Origin of the sequence: Devosia sp. LjRoot16, from assembly GCF_964252795.1 — a bacterium.
Taxonomy (GTDB): Bacteria; Pseudomonadota; Alphaproteobacteria; order Rhizobiales; family Devosiaceae; genus Devosia_A.
This window is the reverse complement of sequence record NZ_CAXUPH020000004.1, coordinates 23,252-35,878: the sequence shown is the minus strand read 5'-3', so window position 1 is coordinate 35,878 and position 12,627 is coordinate 23,252. Positions and strand designations below refer to the sequence as shown.

The window sequence follows — 12,627 nt, the reverse complement described above, 5'->3', positions numbered from 1 at the left end:
GGAGCGACTAAGCTCCCGGCTCCCAGCCCGGTTCCGCCTGCTCGAACTTCGAGAACTGGAACCCCGGCGCCACCGTACAACCGACCAGCGTCCAGTCACCCAGGCACGCCGCGCGCTGCCAGGCGTCGCCGGGGATCACCAGTTGCGGCCGTTCGCCGGCAACAAGGCCGTTGCCCAGCGCGTGCTCGGTAACGCTTTTGCCGTCGAGCGAGATGTCGAGCCGCATCGGGGCGCCGGCATACCAGTGCCAGACCTCGGCCGAATCCACACGGTGCCAGGCGCCGGTCTGGTGGTTGCTGAGCAGGTAGTAGATCAGCGTCGAGTGCGGCCGGCCGGCGGCATTCGGCCCATCGGCGAAGGTCTGTCGGTAGAAACCGCCCTCGATATGCGGCTCGAGCCCGAGCAGGGCGACGATCTCGGCGGCGGTCATCGCAGTCATCCCATCGCCCTCTCTGCCTGCTCCAGCTCTTCGCTGAGCGTCAGCCAGCTTTCCTCGATCTTTGCGATCTCGCCTTCGAACCGCGCTTTGTCCTTGCCGAGCAGGATGACCCGCTCGGGCGCCCCGTCATAGGTCTTGGGGTCGGCGAGGAAGCCGTCCACCCGCGCCAGCTCGTTCTTGAGCCGCCCAAGCTTCTGCTCGAGGTCCTTGATCGATTTGCGCAGCGGCGCCACTTCGGCGCGCTTGGCCGCGGCATCCTGGCGGGCGGCCTTCCGATCCTCGACCACCGGCGCGGCCGCTTCTTTCTTGCCCTTGCCGCTGCTGTTGGAGGTCAACAGCCGCTGGTAAGTATCGAGATCCTCGTCGAATTCCTCGATCGTGCCGTTCTGCGCGATCCACAGTTTGTCGACGGTGGCGTCGATCAGGTGGCGGTCGTGGCTGATGATCAGCACGGCGCCCGAATAGTCGTTGAGCGCCGCCACCAGCGCGTCGCGGCTGTCGATATCGAGGTGATTGGTCGGCTCGTCGAGGATCAGCATCCCCGGCCCGCCAAAGGTGATGAGCCCAAGCAGCAGGCGCGCCCGCTCGCCACCCGAGAGGTTTTTCACCTTGGTGTCCATGCGCGAGGTGGTGAGCCCCATCTGCGCCACGCGCGAGCGGCGCTTGGCCTCGCTGTCATAGGGCATCAGGTCGATGACATGCTCGAACGGCGTCTGTTCCGGCTTCAGCTTGTCGAGCTGGTGCTGGGCGAAATAGGCGATCTCCAGCCCCTTGCCCTTGCGCATCTCGCCGCCCATCGGCTTCAGGTCGCCCGACAGGAGCTTGGCGAAGGTCGACTTGCCGTTGCCGTTGACGCCGATCAGCGCGATGCGGTCGTCCGGATCGATCCGGTTGGTGATGTGGCGGAGGATCACCTTGTCGCCATAGCCCACCGACACGTTGTCGAAGGTCATCATCGGCGAGGCCGGGACCTTCTTGGGGTCGGGGAAGTTGAACGGCGACGAGCTCTCGTCGAACATCGCCGCCGGCGGCTTCAGTTTGGCGATCATTTTGACGCGCGCTTGCGCCTGTTTGGCTTTGGTGGCCTTGGCCTTGAAGCGGTCGACGAATTTCTGCAGGTGCGCGATCTGGTCGAGCGTCTTCTCGCGGCTCTTGTTGTTGAGCTCCATCTGCATCCGGCGCGTCTCTTCGAACGTATCGTAGTTGCCCTTGTAGAAGGTCAGCTTCCGATGCTCGAGATGCGCGATCGAGTTCACCGCCTTGTTGAGCAGGTCACGGTCGTGGCTGATCATGAATACGGTGTAGGGGTAGGTCGCGAGGTACTTCTCGAGCCACAGCGTGCCTTCGAGATCGAGATAGTTGGTCGGCTCGTCCAGCAGCAGCAGATCAGGCTGCGAGAACAGCACACCCGCCAGCGACACGCGCATGCGCCAGCCACCCGAAAGCTCCGAGGTCGGGCCCAACTGCCGGTCCTTCTCGAACCCCAGCCCCTTCAAGATGGTCGAGGCGCGCGCTTCGGCGGTATGCGCATCGATCTCGGCGAGCCGCGTGTGGATATCACCGATGCGGTGCGGGTCGGTCGCCGTCTCGGCTTCCGCCAGCAAGGCTGTCCGCTCTTTGTCGGCTGACAGCACCACGTCGAGCACGCTGATCGAGCTCGCCACCGCTTCCTGCGCCACCGCGCCGATACGGGCCTTCTTGTTGACCTCGATCGTCCCGCCCTCGGGCGCGATCTGCCCAAGGATCAGCTGAAACAGCGTAGTTTTGCCCGTGCCGTTCTTGCCCACGAAACCGGTCTTCGATCCGTCGGGCAAAACGAGCGAGGCATTTTCGAACAGGGGACGACCCTGGATGCGATAACTGAGATCGGTAATGGTCAACATGGCGCGGCCGATGCATCCGCGGCGCGCGGAATGCGTTACGAGAGGGATAGGGTCAAATCGAAGCGACCCAATAGACCGAGAACCCGGAGAAGTCCAATGCGCCTCGTCCCAGCCACCTTCGCCCTGTGCCTCGTCTCCGGCATCGCCCTCGCCCAGGAACTGGCTCCGCTCAACGATTTGAAGGCTTGCCGCCTCGATGCCGAACTGGTGTCGCTGAGCTTCAGCTACGATGGCGGCGCCTGCGAGCAGACCGGAAACGGCAGCGTCGACCTCGTCGAATCCGGCACGGCGACGGTCACCATCCCGATCGTCTCCACTGCCGAGGTCTGCACCATGCAGGTGGTGAAGGTGAGCCACACCGGCGCCATCAATGCTGTCGAAGACGTCACCGCCCTCGACGTGCAACTGGTCAGCCCCGGCGGCGAAGTGCAGGCCAAGGGCAAGGTCGAGATCGCGCCGCATACCCCGGACTGCCTGCCGCCGGCGCCGAAGGACTAGGGCACTCAGGCCCGGCAAGGGCCGTCGCGGGCCCTGTCACTTCGATCGGTCGCGGTGCGCCAGCTGCAGCGACACAGCCGCCAGTAAAATCAGAACAGTCAGCAGCAAGGCTCGGGTCAGCGTCATCACTACGCCGTACTCAAACGCCCCCTGGTTGGTCCGCAGATACTGCTGCAACAGGTCGTCGATCTCGCCTGACAACGACGATGTCGACGCGTTCCGGAGTTCGAGAAGCCGCTTGAGGTGAGCGACTTCGCCACTCACAACGGCCTGTAGCCACCGCAGCCCATTCCGCGCGTCGTCGGCACTGATATGGGAGTAGATCGAAGAGAGTTGCCGACTCTCCTCCGCAGTAAGCGTGACGGTGGCGATCGGGTACCGAACGATGCCACTTTCGTCCCTTGGCACCGTGAACAGGCAGAAAAACAGGTCCAGCGCGACCAGCTTGCTGCCATCGGCCATCGTATCGATATCGCGTCTGGCGCTCCAGACCGGCGTCGACCACGGATAGCCGGCGGTGCAGGATTGCTCGAGGTCGAGCACCCTCCGCAGGTCGAGGAATGCCTCGATCATCGGGCCGGCGCCGCCGCTTTCCGCGGTGTTCCCCAGCAGCCTCGTGATGGTCGAGAGGTAGGGCGCATCGACTTTGCTGCGCTCCTCCATCAGGAAGATGTCGCGTGAGTAAGTATTGTAGTCGCGGAACTTCGACTTGAGGCTGCCGAACACCTCGCTCGTCGATGCCGAAGCTGCCGAGTTGTCCTCGCTGGTCCTGAAGAAATGTGACCAGGCGTAGCCGAACCCGGCATAGTCAGTCAGTGCGATCGCCAGGGCGATCACCACGATCAGGGAGCCGACCAGAACCCGCCTGTCGGTCCATATCCGGCTGCCGCGCCGGGTGGTCGTGATGTCGCCATGCGGCGTATGCGCAGATCCCACAGAAGACATTTGTCCCCTCCGGTTGATCCCGACTGTTGCCATCCTACTCCCGTTCGACCGTGGTGTCAGAGGGCGCGAGTGCACGTATCGCCCGTCTCGGACGCCGTCCCGCCAACGGAGTAGGGCTAGTTCAGCCCCACGCGCATCAACAGCGCCTTGCCGAACTGCGTCTCGGTCACGCCGGTCTCGACGAAGCCGACCGACCGGTAGAAGGCGAGGGCGTCATCGGCGGCGACGACATGCAGCGTCGACGCGCCCATGGCCCGTGCCAGTTCCTTGGCCCGTTCGACCAGCCGGCGCCCGATGCCGAGGCGCTGCATCGCCGGATCGACGAACAGCCCGTCGAGTTCCGCATCACCGTCCGGCCTCGGCAGCACGACGGCGAAACCGGCCGTGGTGTCGGCGGCGTCCGCCACGCACGCCGTTATCGGCGTCAACTGTTCGATCGGCACCTGCACCGCTTCCGGGTGCGCCAGCAGCGTGTCCCGATCGCGTTCACTTGCCATCACCGTCTTCCAGACGATAGCGACCAGCGTCGGCTGATCATCGGCCCTTGCCGGGCGAATAGTGTATTCGGAGCCCATCGGCCCTCCGGTAGCTGCAATGCTGGTGACGGAACGCCCGTCTTGCGCCCGTCACGCCTTCCCGTTAGAAGGCCGCACCCAATTCAGACCCACTCCAAGGACCAGACACATGGCCATTGAGCGCACCTTCTCCATCATCAAGCCCGACGCGGTCCGCCGCAACCTGATCGGCAACATCCTTGCCGTGTTCGAAAAGAGCGGCCTGCGTCCGGTCGCGCTGAAGAAGATCAAGATGACCCGCGCCCAGGCCGAGGGCTTCTATGCCGTGCACAAGGACCGCCCGTTCTATGGCGAGCTGGTTGAGACCATGACCTCGGGTCCGGTCGTCGTGCAGGTGCTGGAAGGCGAGAACGCCATCCTGAAGAACCGCGAAGTGATGGGTGCCACCAACCCGGCCAACGCGGCCGAGGGCACCATCCGCAAGCTCTATGCCGTTTCGGTCGGCGAGAACTCGGTGCACGGCTCGGACGCTCCCGAGACTGCGGCCGAGGAGATCAAGTTCTTCTTCACCGACGACGAGATCGTCGGCTGATCGCCGGCTAGACCACGATTTTCCGAGGGCCGCCTCCGGGCGGCCCTTTTGTTTTGCTAGTGCCGCATCCACGATGTCCTCCCCGCGCAAGCGGGGACCTCCGTTTTTGCGACCGCGCCGCAGGCCAGAATACTGAGGTTCCCGCTTTTGCGGGAATGACCCGGTGAGTGTGATACTCATCGAGCAAACAGCAAAGATGCACCCGTGAACCTTCCCGAGACCATTCATCCCGCGCTCGCCGCCGCCCTCACGGCCCGCGGCTACGACACGCTGACGCCGGTTCAGTTGAGCGTGCTCGCGCCCGAGGCCGCCGAGCGGGACCTCCTGGTGTCGGCGCAGACCGGTTCGGGCAAGACGGTGGCCTTCGGCATGGCCATTGCCCCGACCCTGCTGGGTGAGGCCGAAAAGTTCGAGCGCGCCGCCACCCCGCTGGCGCTGCTGATCGCCCCGACCCGCGAACTGGCCATGCAGGTGCAGCGCGAGCTCGAATGGCTCTATGCCGAGACCGGCGCGCAGATTGCCGCCGGGGTAGGGGGCATGGACATCCGCACCGAGCGGCGGGCCTTCGAGCGCGGCGCCCATATCGTCGTCGGTACCCCCGGGCGGCTGCGCGACCATATCTCGAAGGGGGCCCTCGATCTGAGCAACGTCCGCGCCGTGGTGCTGGACGAAGCCGACGAAATGCTCGACCTGGGCTTCCGCGAGGACCTCGAGTTCATCCTCGACGCCGCGCCGGAAGGCCGCCGCACCCTGATGTTCTCGGCCACCGTACCGCGCGCCATCGCCGATCTCGCCAAAACCTTCCAGCGCGATGCGCTTCGCCTTGTCGCCACCAGCGCCGGCGAGCAGCATGCCGATATCGAGTACCAGCAGATCGTCGTCCGCAACGACGAGCGCGAGCATGCCGTCATCAACATGCTGCTGCTGCACGACAGCTCCAACACCATCGTCTTCTGCCACACCCGCGAGTCGGTGAAGCATCTGACCGCCCGCCTCGCCAATCGCGGCTTCCCGGTGGTGGCGCTATCGGGCGAACTGACCCAGGCCGAGCGCTCCAACGCGCTGCAGGCGATGCGCGATGGCCGCGCCCGCGTCTGCGTCGCAACCGACGTCGCCGCCCGTGGCATCGACCTGCCCAACCTCGATCTGGTCATCCACGCCGACGTCCCGTCCAATCCCGAGACGCTGCTGCACCGTTCGGGCCGCACCGGCCGCGCCGGCCGCAAGGGCATTTGTGCGCTGATCGTACCGCTGCATCGCCGCAGCGCCGCTGCCCGAGTGCTGCGCGCCGCCAACCTCGACGCCACCAGCCGCGGCGCCCCAACCATCGCCGAAATTGATGCCCGCAACCGCGAGCAGATCATCGCCACGGCGGTGGCCGTCACCGCGCCGAATGAGATCGAGGCGCCGTTCGTCACCGAACTGCTCGCCCGCCTGACGCCAGAGCAGCTCGCCGCCGCCTATATCCGCCGCGAGCTCGCGGCCCGTCCGGCGCCCGAGGAAGTGTCCGAGCAGGCGGTTCCCGCTTTCAACGAGAAGCCGCCGCGCCGCGACAAGCGCTTCGTCGACGAAGACGGCGCACCGCGCGGCAAGCCGGAGCCGATGCAGAACGGCCGTTGGTTCACCCTGTCGATCGGCCGCAACCGCCGCGCCGACCCCAAGTGGCTGCTGCCGATGATCTGCAAAGCCGGCGACGTTACTAAGCGCGATGTCGGCTCGATCAAGATCCTCGACAACGAAACTCGCTTCGAGATCGCCGCCGACAAGGCCGATGCCTTCGCGGCGGCCATCGGTCGCGTCGGCGGGCAGATCGAGAACAACACCACCATTGCCGCCTCCGGCCCGCCCTCGGCGCCGCAGAAGAAGAGCTACAATCGCGACAGCGCCCCGCGCTTCAAGAAGCCCGACGACGCGCCGCGCTACGACAAGCCGCCACGCGAGGACGGCCCGCGCTACAAGGTGCGCTCCGACAAGGGCGCCAAGCTCGCCACCAAGCCGGCCCGCGAGATCACCCCGCCAGTAGCATTCGACGCGCCGCCGGCCACCCGTGAGCCGGTGCTGTTCAACAGGAAGCCCACCGAGAAGCCGAAGGTGAATCCCAAGGACAAGGGCAAGCCGAAATACAAGAACCGCGAGAAGCGCGACCCGCCCGCCGACGCTGCCGGGGCGGCTCCCCGCAAGAAGCCGAAAAAGGGCTACGATCCGCTCGGTTGACGAACGTACCTCGGCTGCCGCATCCTCCGCTCGGCTTAGGGGGAGGAAACCATGCCTTACGTCCGTATCGAAATCACCGACGGCGCGACTTACGAACAGAAGTTGCAGATCTACAAAGAGACCACGGAGATGCTGGTCCGGATCCTGAACAAGAAGCCGGAATATACCTTCGTGGTCATCGAAGAGGTCGACAACAAGAACTGGGGCCACATGGGTACGTCCGTGGCCAAGATCCGCGAGGCCGAGGCCAAAGAGAAGGCGGCCGGCAGCAAGAAAGCCGGGGCCGGCAAGAGCGCCACCAAAGCGGTGAAGAAAAGCTCAACCAAGAAGGCCTGACGTGCCCGAGATTCTCGTCCACATCGTCGAAGGCCGCTCGAAAGAGAGCAAGAAGGCGCTGATGAAGGACATCACCGACGCGGTGGTGAAGAACTTCAACGTCCCCGCCGAGCGCGTCGTCGTGCAGATCGTCGAAAGTCCGAAAGACAGCAAGTCGAGGGGCGGCGTGCCCTTCGACGAAATGTAGGCCGGAGCCAGAGCGCTTCACGGACGAACTGAACCACCCTGCAGCGCCCCTGCCGCTGACAGCCGGCGGTAGTCGTAATGCGGCGCCGTGGTCGAGCCGATCCACCGCGATCACCCCACCTACGATGTCATCCCAGCGAAAGCTGGGACCCAACCATCAGCTTGTGCAAGCGGTGAAATGGGTCCCAGCTTTCGCTGGGATGACACCGGTGGGTGGGGCACGGGTCGAACCCATCAGCTTCGCCGGTGAACCGCTCTACTCCCTGGAACTTAGGTCCCCGGATCGGGGATATTCAGCACGTGCCCGCAGGCCTTGCAGTGCACGGCGTCCGGCTCGTGCCGCTGCAAGCCGCATTGCGGGCAGGGGAAGAACACCTTGTGCGGGCGGAACAGTGACTGCGCCAGCCGCACGAACAGCGTGATGCCCACAATCATCACCGCGATCGAGGTGAGCCTGCCGGCCGTGCCCGGCAGCGTTACGTCGCCGTAGCCGGTGGTCGTCACCGAGGTGACGGTGAAATAGAGCGCGTCGACATAGCCTTCGATGCCGGAATCTGGAGCAGCGAAGAAGGTCAGCACGAACCCCGAGACGAGGAACAGGAACGTCACGATGTTGACGATCGCCTCGCCCTGTTCGCGGTACTGCGTCAGCTTGAACTTCTTCAGCGGCCGCCACAGCACGCCGCTTTGCGACAGTGTCCAGAGCCGCAGGATCCGCAGGAAGCCGAAATTGGCCAGCCAGGCAGGGAGCAGCAGCGTCACGAGGATGAACACGTCAACGATCGTTGTCGGTTGCTTCAGCCAGCGCATCGGATCGGTGGAGGCGAGCCCGCGGGCCACCAGGTCCGCGATCAGCAGCACGGCGACGGCGATGTCGATCCAGATGAAGCTCGGCCGGTCGCGCAGCAGCGGCGTCGCGATAAAGAAGGCGATGATCGCAAGGTCCACCAGCAGCACGGCGAACTGGAAGCGCAGCGCGGTGGTCGAACTGCCGTGGTAGAGCAGCCGTAAGGTCGAGCGGAGCCGCGTCAGGCCGTGCTCGGGCTTTGCCTCATCCATCGCGTTGTCTCCTCACCGGGAGCTTGCCCGGACGGCATCTGCTGTCAATGCTGCACGGCCGGCTGCCGCTGCAGGACATTGTGCGCCACCACCAGCACCAATGCACCGCAGGTCGCCAGCGCGGCGGCGACCCAGAACAGCTCGAGATAGCGGCCCGGCGCCGCCACCAGCCCGAAAATCCCGGCCGAAAGCATGCCCGAAGCAACGATGGTCACGTCGAGCAGTGAAGTCGAGAGCCCAACCCGGCCGCGGATCGCCTCCTGCATGTAGCTGATCGGCACGCCCATCAGCACGGCGATCGCAACCGCCCGCGGGATCTGCAGCCAGAACACCTCGGTGACCCCGCTCGCCTGGGTCAGCAGCACCTGGTAGAGCGCGTAGATCAGCGCCCCGGCGGCGATCAGCGTGTGCTTCCTGAACCGGCGGCCGAGCAGGCCCCAGGCCAGCATCAGCGGAATCTCGAGAAATGCCCCGATGCCCGCGGCGATGCCGACATCGCCGATATTGCCGCCGAAATGGCTGACCATCGCCAGTGGCGTCGCCGTGCCGCTGACCTTGATCGCCACATTGATCAGCAGCACGCCGCAGATGCCGACCAGCATCGGCAGCGCGATGCCGCCTTTGCCGTCGGGGCTCGGCTTGGGCGGAGCGGAGATCACCCGGGTGGCGGGGTCGGCCAGCATGACCAGCGAGATGGCGCCGCAGACGACATAGGCCACGGCCGCCAGCAGGTAGACGTCGAACACCTGGTAGACCGCGGCGATCCAGCCGGCGAGCGGCGGCACCATCACCCATGATGCCGCATAGATCGAGCGCAGCACGGTGATGCGGAATTCGGCATCTTCAGGCCGCGTCTGGTCATAGTAGACGCGGGCATAAGCAAAGGTCTGGCTGAATGCCGAGTTGCCGAATGGCAGGATCACGCAATAGGCGACGACAAAGGCCATCGGGCTGCGCAGCCAGTACATCAGGCCCATGCCGAGCGCGCCGAGCAGTGCGGTGACCAGCATCAGCAGCCGGCGGTCGCCGATCCGGTCCGACAGCCAGCCGAGCGCCACTGAAGCGACGACGCCGACGATCGAGGCGAGTGTCAGGATCAGTGCGAAATCGCCGTGCCCGATCTTCAACGCGTCGATGGCGATGATCGCGTCATAGGGTGCCGTCGAGGCATAGCCCACGCCGATCGACAACAGGCTCGCAGAAATGAGCGCCGCCATCGGCAGGCGTGGCTGGGCCGTCTCGGTCATGTCGTTGCTTCTCCCCACCGATCCCTAAAGCAGAATCGCGGGGGGCAAGCCAGTGCTGAGTAGCTGTGCGCGCGGCGCGGCGCGCGGTATCAGCCAGCCTGATGGCTCAGTTGCAGACGTCGAACTGGCACTCCTCCGGCGGCGGTTCCTCACCCAGGTCGGGACTCGGGTCGCCGCCCTCTCCATAGATCAGGCTCTGCGGCGTGTTGGCCGCAAAGCCCTTCTGGAAACACTCCTTGGCTTCTTCGACGCGGAACGCACCGAGCAGCGGGGCCTGCGACTGCGCATACTTGAAGTTCGCCTTCAGATCGTCGCGGGCAGCGCCCTTGAAGTCGTCGGTGTCCCCAAGAATCTCGGACTTGCCGAGGTCATAGGCGCCCAGCTCGCAGGTGTCGTCGAGCGTCACGCAGGTGTTGCTCAGGTTACAGAGCACGACCTGCCCATGATACAGCAGCACCTTGGTTTCCTGGGTGCTGGAGTTGAAATCGAACGAGGTGCCGCGTACCCCGATCGTGCCGGTCGGCGTCTCGATGATGTAGCGATCCTTCGGCGCCCGGCCGGTGGTGAAGCGGAAGGTGCCTGACAGCGCGTTGATGGCGAACTTGCCGGCCGAGTCATCCTGACGCAGCAGGTAGTCCTCGATCAACAGCGCAGAGTTCGGGCCGACCACCAGTTCGGTCTGGTCGCTGAACTTGATCTGCACCTGGCCCTTGGCGCCGGTGACCACACGGTCGCCGATGAAGATGTCGGCGCCGACCGTCAGTGTCTTGGTGTCCGCCTTGGTTTCGACCGCGGCGGCGGGATCGACTCCCAACGCCTTGCCGCTGGCGGCGAGTGTGGGGAATGAAAAGGAAATGAATCCAAGCGCAGCAAGTGCGCAGGCGAGGGGGGCTCGCCACATCAGGGGGTGCATGTGCGTCCTCGGCTATGCAGTGGCACGGAAATCGCCCGGCCCCCCGGCGGGTGCGATCGTCGGTCTCCTACACAAGCCAGTATGCCGGTTCCAGCCCGAAAAACCGGATTCATCCGTGCTGGTGACCGGCTTGTTCAGGAAGCGTTCAGCTTGTCCGCGCCGCGAAGGCGGGCCAGCAGATCTGCGCCCCGGGCACTTCTCAGCAGCTTGGCTCGAGCCTATATCCACTGCGCCGGGGACGACCCCGACACTTCCCAATAATCAGGCGGGACGGCCCGCGCTCAAGGAGTAACTCCCATGGCGTGGGTTTACCTCACTATTGCCGGCCTCTTGGAAGTGGTGTGGGCCATCGGCCTCAAATACACCGAGGGCTTTTCGAGGCTCGGCCCGACCGCCATCACCGTGGCGGCGATGGTCGCCAGTGTCATACTGCTGGGCATCGCGCTGCGAGACCTGCCCGTCGGTACCGGCTATGCGATCTGGACCGGCATCGGCACTGTTGGTACGGCTGTGCTCGGCATCCTGATTTTCCAGGAGCCTGCCACCGCCTTGCGGCTCGCCAGCATCGGCCTGATTGTTGCCGGCATCGTCGGCCTCAAGCTGGTCAGCTGAACGGGGGCTGTTGCTTCCGCGCCAGCCTGTTTGACGAAAATGCGGGATAACGCAAAAGTTGATGGAACCTTTTGCGCTTTTCCGTAACGTGATTTGCGGGGGCTCCGTCAGGCGGAGCTAATCCGCGCCGAGCGTCAGCGCATCTCGAAAAGAAAGTAAAGGGGAGCCATGCTGTTCCGCTCTGCTGAGGTCGTGTCTGTCCTCATGCTCGTTGTTGCCTTGATCATTGCCAAGCATCTGCCGCTGTTTTCCGGCCTGCCCTTGTCGCAGATCACCGGCATTGTCTGCTTCATGTTCGCCATCTATCTCAGCCTGCGCATCTACAATGCCGAGCTGAAAAAGCTTCGCGCCGAAGAGTAGGCCGGGCCACAGCCCGCCATTTAGAGAATGAAGTCGGCTGCGTACATCGGCAGCCGGCCATTCAGTTCGATCTGAAAATCCGCCACGCCGTCACCGTCTGTGTCGCCTTCGACCAGCGTTACGGCGGAAAGGTCGGCGCGCTGCTCGTAGACCCAGCGCAACTCGCCGGCCTTGCCGGTGAACTCGGCAAAGCCCAGCAGCTGGAACGCCTGGTTACCGGCGAACTGCTCGTTGGCGTCGATCGACCCGAGGTTGATTTTGTCCCCCGTCGGCTTGAAGTCCCAGATCACGTCTCGCGTCGTCTCGCCGATACCGATCTCCTCGACGCTGCGAAAATCGAAGCGATCCCGGCCCTGTCCACCGAGCATGAACTCCGTGCCGAGCCCGCCGATCAACAGGTCATTGCCGGCCCCGGCGTTGAGATAGTCGTCACCGTCGCGCCCGTCGAGCCGGTTGCTGCCGCCCCAGTCGATCAGCTCGTTGTCCGACGCGTTGCCCAGCAGCGCCCGGCCGGAATAGTCGATGGCCATGGTGAGGTTCTCGATCTCGGGATAATCCTCGAGATCGATCGCCACCGTGGCGCGGATGGTGTCCACCCCACCGATATCGATGATGGTGTCGGAGCGATCGTCGATAAGCTGGTAGATGTCGTCGCCTAGCCCGCCCTCGAGCAGGTCGGCGCCGCCATGCCCGAACAGTTGGTCGCTGCCGCCCAGTCCGATGATGTGATCGTCGCCGGCAAACCCGAGGATGGCGTCGTTGGCATCGCTGCCGGTGAGCGTCTCGGGCGCGTCGGTGCCCATGATGTAGGCCATGGAATTCTCCCTC

15 protein-coding genes are annotated in these 12,627 nt (G+C 64.7%); 7 read left to right on the top strand and 8 right to left on the bottom strand.

Translation table 11 applies throughout. The annotated features are described in order from the left end of the window. Nucleotides 1-7: 7 nt before the first annotated feature. Together ACSQ23_RS18085 and ACSQ23_RS18080 are read right to left on the bottom strand one after the other, a co-directional pair. Nucleotides 8-439: a cupin domain-containing protein gene (locus ACSQ23_RS18085; protein ID WP_436091433.1), complete on the bottom strand. Its 432-nt coding sequence runs from the start codon at nucleotides 437-439 to the stop codon at nucleotides 8-10. Next, nucleotides 436-2,322, bottom strand: coding sequence for an ATP-binding cassette domain-containing protein (locus tag ACSQ23_RS18080; protein ID WP_436091432.1), 1,887 nt, complete (start codon nucleotides 2,320-2,322; stop codon nucleotides 436-438). Before ACSQ23_RS18080 ends, ACSQ23_RS18085 begins: the two co-directional genes overlap by 4 nt. A 96-nt stretch (nucleotides 2,323-2,418) precedes the next feature. Between ACSQ23_RS18080 and ACSQ23_RS18075 the strand changes: the two genes are divergently transcribed. Next, nucleotides 2,419-2,820, top strand: coding sequence for a hypothetical protein (locus ACSQ23_RS18075; RefSeq protein WP_436091431.1), 402 nt, complete (start codon nucleotides 2,419-2,421; stop codon nucleotides 2,818-2,820). A 36-nt stretch (nucleotides 2,821-2,856) separates the two neighbouring features. Here ACSQ23_RS18075 and ACSQ23_RS18070 read toward each other — a convergent pair whose 3' ends face one another. Further along, the gene (locus ACSQ23_RS18070; protein ID WP_436091430.1) at nucleotides 2,857-3,765 is read right to left on the bottom strand and encodes a hypothetical protein; all 909 of its coding nucleotides are present in this window, start codon (nucleotides 3,763-3,765) and stop codon (nucleotides 2,857-2,859) included. A 116-nt stretch (nucleotides 3,766-3,881) separates the two neighbouring features. Continuing rightward, nucleotides 3,882-4,340 (bottom strand): GNAT family N-acetyltransferase, encoded by a 459-nt coding sequence (locus tag ACSQ23_RS18065; RefSeq protein ID WP_436091429.1) that lies wholly within the window; start codon nucleotides 4,338-4,340, stop codon nucleotides 3,882-3,884. A gap of 109 nt (nucleotides 4,341-4,449) precedes the next feature. Between ACSQ23_RS18065 and ndk the strand changes: the two genes are divergently transcribed. The 4 genes from ndk (at nucleotide 4,450) to ACSQ23_RS18045 (ending at nucleotide 7,609) form a co-directional block, all read left to right on the top strand. Further along, nucleotides 4,450-4,872 carry a nucleoside-diphosphate kinase gene (gene ndk, locus ACSQ23_RS18060; protein ID WP_055879252.1) on the top strand — a complete coding sequence of 141 codons (423 nt, stop codon included), beginning with the start codon at nucleotides 4,450-4,452 and terminating at the stop codon, nucleotides 4,870-4,872. A 204-nt stretch (nucleotides 4,873-5,076) separates the two neighbouring features. Beyond that, nucleotides 5,077-7,086: a DEAD/DEAH box helicase gene (locus tag ACSQ23_RS18055; protein WP_082533298.1), complete on the top strand. Its 2,010-nt coding sequence runs from the start codon at nucleotides 5,077-5,079 to the stop codon at nucleotides 7,084-7,086. 51 nt (nucleotides 7,087-7,137) lie between these two features. Then, on the top strand, nucleotides 7,138-7,422 hold the full coding sequence (locus ACSQ23_RS18050) for a tautomerase family protein (RefSeq protein WP_082528104.1): 285 nt from the start codon (nucleotides 7,138-7,140) through the stop codon (nucleotides 7,420-7,422). 1 nt (nucleotide 7,423) lies between these two features. After that, nucleotides 7,424-7,609 carry a 2-hydroxymuconate tautomerase gene (locus ACSQ23_RS18045; protein ID WP_055879248.1) on the top strand — a complete coding sequence of 62 codons (186 nt, stop codon included), beginning with the start codon at nucleotides 7,424-7,426 and terminating at the stop codon, nucleotides 7,607-7,609. Nucleotides 7,610-7,878: 269 nt separating this feature from the next. Here the strand turns inward: ACSQ23_RS18045 and ACSQ23_RS18040 are convergent, their stop codons facing one another. From ACSQ23_RS18040 to ACSQ23_RS18030, 3 genes are all read right to left on the bottom strand, one after another. Further along, nucleotides 7,879-8,667: a potassium channel family protein gene (locus ACSQ23_RS18040; protein WP_436091428.1), complete on the bottom strand. Its 789-nt coding sequence runs from the start codon at nucleotides 8,665-8,667 to the stop codon at nucleotides 7,879-7,881. Between the two features lie 44 nt (nucleotides 8,668-8,711). Further along, nucleotides 8,712-9,914, bottom strand: a complete 1,203-nt coding sequence (locus ACSQ23_RS18035) for a sugar efflux transporter (RefSeq protein ID WP_436091427.1) — start codon at nucleotides 9,912-9,914, stop codon at nucleotides 8,712-8,714. A gap of 106 nt (nucleotides 9,915-10,020) precedes the next feature. Beyond that, nucleotides 10,021-10,728 (bottom strand): FecR family protein, encoded by a 708-nt coding sequence (locus tag ACSQ23_RS18030; RefSeq protein ID WP_436091426.1) that lies wholly within the window; start codon nucleotides 10,726-10,728, stop codon nucleotides 10,021-10,023. 396 nt (nucleotides 10,729-11,124) lie between these two features. On the opposite strand from ACSQ23_RS18030, the gene sugE reads away from it, so the two are divergent. Both sugE and ACSQ23_RS18020 read left to right on the top strand, forming a co-directional pair. Further along, on the top strand, nucleotides 11,125-11,439 hold the full coding sequence (gene sugE, locus ACSQ23_RS18025; RefSeq protein WP_055997649.1) for a quaternary ammonium compound efflux SMR transporter SugE: 315 nt from the start codon (nucleotides 11,125-11,127) through the stop codon (nucleotides 11,437-11,439). Nucleotides 11,440-11,643: 204 nt separating this feature from the next. Continuing rightward, complete coding sequence (locus ACSQ23_RS18020) at nucleotides 11,644-11,799, top strand: hypothetical protein (RefSeq protein WP_156384573.1); 156 nt, start codon at nucleotides 11,644-11,646, stop codon at nucleotides 11,797-11,799. A gap of 20 nt (nucleotides 11,800-11,819) precedes the next feature. Here ACSQ23_RS18020 and ACSQ23_RS18015 read toward each other — a convergent pair whose 3' ends face one another. Then, a complete protein-coding gene (locus ACSQ23_RS18015) occupies nucleotides 11,820-12,614 on the bottom strand; it encodes a calcium-binding protein (protein WP_436091425.1) in 795 nt (264 codons plus the stop codon). Nucleotides 12,615-12,627 lie beyond the last annotated feature (13 nt).

Excerpts from the sequence above, each read along its gene's own strand:
- ACSQ23_RS18085 (WP_436091433.1), bottom strand. The coding sequence starts at position 439 with ATGACTGCGATGACCGCCGCCGAGATCGTCGCCCTGCTCGGGCTCGAG.
- ACSQ23_RS18070 (WP_436091430.1), bottom strand. The coding sequence starts at position 3,765 with ATGTCTTCTGTGGGATCTGCGCATACGCCGCATGGCGACATCACGACC.
- ACSQ23_RS18065 (WP_436091429.1), bottom strand. The coding sequence starts at position 4,340 with ATGGGCTCCGAATACACTATTCGCCCGGCAAGGGCCGATGATCAGCCG.
- ACSQ23_RS18020 (WP_156384573.1), top strand. The coding sequence starts at position 11,644 with ATGCTCGTTGTTGCCTTGATCATTGCCAAGCATCTGCCGCTGTTTTCC.
- ACSQ23_RS18075 (WP_436091431.1), top strand. The coding sequence starts at position 2,419 with ATGCGCCTCGTCCCAGCCACCTTCGCCCTGTGCCTCGTCTCCGGCATC.
- sugE (WP_055997649.1), top strand. The coding sequence starts at position 11,125 with ATGGCGTGGGTTTACCTCACTATTGCCGGCCTCTTGGAAGTGGTGTGG.
- ACSQ23_RS18015 (WP_436091425.1), bottom strand. The coding sequence starts at position 12,614 with ATGGCCTACATCATGGGCACCGACGCGCCCGAGACGCTCACCGGCAGC.
- ACSQ23_RS18080 (WP_436091432.1), bottom strand. The coding sequence starts at position 2,322 with ATGTTGACCATTACCGATCTCAGTTATCGCATCCAGGGTCGTCCCCTG.
- ACSQ23_RS18040 (WP_436091428.1), bottom strand. The coding sequence starts at position 8,667 with ATGGATGAGGCAAAGCCCGAGCACGGCCTGACGCGGCTCCGCTCGACC.
- ACSQ23_RS18050 (WP_082528104.1), top strand. The coding sequence starts at position 7,138 with ATGCCTTACGTCCGTATCGAAATCACCGACGGCGCGACTTACGAACAG.
- ndk (WP_055879252.1), top strand. The coding sequence starts at position 4,450 with ATGGCCATTGAGCGCACCTTCTCCATCATCAAGCCCGACGCGGTCCGC.
- ACSQ23_RS18035 (WP_436091427.1), bottom strand. The coding sequence starts at position 9,914 with ATGACCGAGACGGCCCAGCCACGCCTGCCGATGGCGGCGCTCATTTCT.